General features: G+C 34.4%; 4 protein-coding genes. All 4 read left to right on the top strand.

What is annotated here, in order from left to right; all coding sequences use genetic code 11:
- Positions 1-8 precede the first annotated feature (8 nt).
- Positions 9-83, top strand: a complete 75-nt coding sequence (locus tag ACFO5Y_RS09010; RefSeq protein WP_380706317.1) for a hypothetical protein — start codon at positions 9-11, stop codon at positions 81-83.
- Between the two features lie 26 nt (positions 84-109).
- Positions 110-469 (top strand): PTS glucitol/sorbitol transporter subunit IIA, encoded by a 360-nt coding sequence (locus ACFO5Y_RS09005; RefSeq protein WP_197104883.1) that lies wholly within the window; start codon positions 110-112, stop codon positions 467-469.
- Positions 470-534: 65 nt separating this feature from the next.
- Entirely contained in the window at positions 535-1479 is a 945-nt protein-coding gene (locus tag ACFO5Y_RS09000; protein ID WP_197104882.1) for a sugar-binding transcriptional regulator, read from the top strand.
- A 238-nt stretch (positions 1480-1717) separates the two neighbouring features.
- Positions 1718-2656, top strand: coding sequence for an IS30 family transposase (locus ACFO5Y_RS08995; RefSeq protein ID WP_197104881.1), 939 nt, complete (start codon positions 1718-1720; stop codon positions 2654-2656).
- Positions 2657-2909 lie beyond the last annotated feature (253 nt).

The raw sequence follows: 2909 nt of genomic DNA, 5'->3' as shown, positions 1-2909 counted from the left end.
TACCTGCGATATTATATAGTCGAGTAATTACTGGAGCGTTAGCGGTTGTAATTGCGTGGGTATTTAGTTTCGGGATGTATTAATTTTATTAAAGAAAAGAGGAAATATAATGAGTTTTAAAACAAAAGTATTAGAAATTGGTTCAATGGTACCTGCATTTGAAGAGGAAATGTTAGTTGTACTATTTGGTACAAACGCACCTAGTGAGTTAAAAGATATTAGCGTTATCCATGATCCTGAAGCCGATTTTGCTGACGGAACAATTAAAGAGGGAACTCAATTAGTTATGGGTGGAAATACTTATACTGTGACAAAAGTGGGTAATGCCGCTAATGCTAACTTTGAAGAACTAGGTCATTTATCTATTTATTTTAAAGATAACGATGAATTATTACCTGGGGCGATTCAAGTAGAGCCAAGCGTATTCCCACAAGTAGAAATTGGTGAGGAAATTTCATTTAGTAATTAATATAAAAAGATGCTATGATACTTGAAATAGTATCATAGCATTTTTTGTATATTGGAGGTGGAAAGATGGCACAGTTTGATGAAAAAGCTATAGTTAAGGTCGCTTCAATGTACTATGATGAAGGGATGACTCAAGCTGCTATTGCTCGGAAATTAGGAGTTTCGAGATCGTTAATTTCAAAAATTTTAATAGATGCTAGAAATGATGGTATAGTTGAAATTTATATTCGCAGTAATGATACATATACTGTAAACCTTGAGCGAAAGCTAGAAGAGAAATATGGTTTAAATAATGCGACTGTTGTTGATACTTATATGATAAATGAAGCAGAAGTGGCAAAAAAAGTGTACCAAGAAGCAGCTAACACACTTAGAAAAATGACCACAGATATTAGTACACTAGGAATCTCTTGGGGAAAGACTATTAGAGGGATGGTAGACCATTATCCATTTACAAACCAAGGCGATATAGAAATTTATCCTCTTATTGGAGGAATGGGTGATCATCATGTTGAAATACATTCCAATCAATTAAGTTATGACTTGGCGCGAAAAATGCATGCCACTGCTAAATACTTGTATGCTCCAGCAATGATGTCTAATGAGGTTATTAAAAAAGAATTATTAAATAATAATGCAATATGTAATGTCACTGAAGCATCAAAAAATGTAGATTTAGCAGTAGTGGGTATTTCTACACCTTATGGAGATAATACGATGAGTCGAATAGGATATCTAGATGAACAAAGTATTACTGAGCTAAAAGAGCTAGGTGTAGTAGGAGATATAAATTCTCAGTTCTTTGATGCATCGGGAAAAGTTGTTGATCATCCTATAAATAGGAATGTAATAGGAATAAATCTGGAAGATTTAAATAATATACCAAATATTCTTCTGCTTGGATTTGGTCAAAATAAACTTGAGGCAATTGAAACTGCGCTAAAATATCAATTGGTTAATAATATTGTCACTACTGATGAAATTGCGAAGGATTTATTAAAGGATGGTTAGTTTAAACTAGTACAAAATATAGGTTCTTTGTCATCAACCCTATTTATTGTAGAACCAAGCTTTAAAAGGATGCAAAAGCCAGTCACAAACAATAATGTTTGTGACTGGCTTTTTTTGAGACTTTTGTCCAGCCTTTTTTATGTGATGAATTGTAAAATTAAATGCGACAATAAAGAAACTCATAATAGATTCGTGTAAGATGTTAATAACGACAAAAACATACACACGGAGGTCTATTATGAGCTATACATATCTTACCATAGAAGAACGGTCAAAAATAGAAGTGCTTGTTCAAGAAGGCTATAAAATTAACTATATTGCGAACTTGTTAGGTCGTCATCGTTCAACTATTTATCGTGAACTTAATCGGTGTTCGACTCCATCCTATGTTGCGAAAGCTTCTCAAGCAGATGCGAATCAACTTGCTTCTCACAAAGGCAGAAAAGCGAAACATACACCCAAGTTGCTTGAGGATATTCAACATAAACTAGAAATGACCTGGTCACCCGAACAGATTGTGGGTCGAGATTATCAAGAGAAACTATCCTTTAAAACAATCTATAACTGGATTTATGAAGGCATCTTAAACGTTCCCTTACAAGTGCTAAGACACAAAGGTAAAGGTCGCCAACCTCAAGAAACACGTGGTAAGTTCAATATTGGTCGCTCGATCTCCAAACGACCTAAGTCAGTTAGAAACAGACAAGAGTTTGGACATTGGGAATTGGATACAATGGTTTCTTCACGCGGAAAGAGTAAAGGTTGTTTGGCGACCTTCGCAGAGCGTAAAAGTCGTTTATACCTTGCTTTTCTGATACCCAACCGCACTAAAGACGCCATGCACAATGCAATTGAGCAGTTAACAAGTAATCTGCCTGATCACGCCTTAAAATCATTTACTTCTGATCGCGGGAAAGAATTCGCTTGTTACCCAGATGTAGAGGCATCAGGCATTGATTTCTACTTTGCGGATGCTTACAGCGCTTGGCAAAGAGGGACAAACGAAAATTCGAATGGCTTAATGCTCGAATTCTTTCCGAAGAAAACTGATTTAGCTAAAGTAAGTGAAACTGAATTATTCACAGCTTTATGGCTAATGAATAATCGACCAAGAAAATGTCTGAATTATCAAATACCTTTAGAAAAATTCATGCACGAAACTTCATTAATTGAGTAAAAAAAAAAGTCGCAATAATTATTGCAATTCGTCATGTAAAATTCAAACTTTAATAGTGAATGATTATTTATTAGGATGCCAAAATATTATTAACTATACTTTCTTTATGTTCCATACTTTATATATTGTAAGGATAATAAGCTTAAAGTATTAATTAAGTCTTTATTGTAATTAATTACTTTATGCATATAGCGTTCCAATAAGACCACAAAAACGCGATTTCCTGAGCCAGGCAAATCGCGTTTTCTTGAAC

Source organism: Ruoffia tabacinasalis (assembly GCF_042652985.1).
In the GTDB taxonomy this organism is placed as follows: Bacteria; Bacillota; Bacilli; order Lactobacillales; family Aerococcaceae; genus Ruoffia; species Ruoffia tabacinasalis.
The sequence above is the reverse complement of the archived record's forward strand: the minus strand, read 5'-3'. Positions and strand labels throughout refer to the sequence as shown.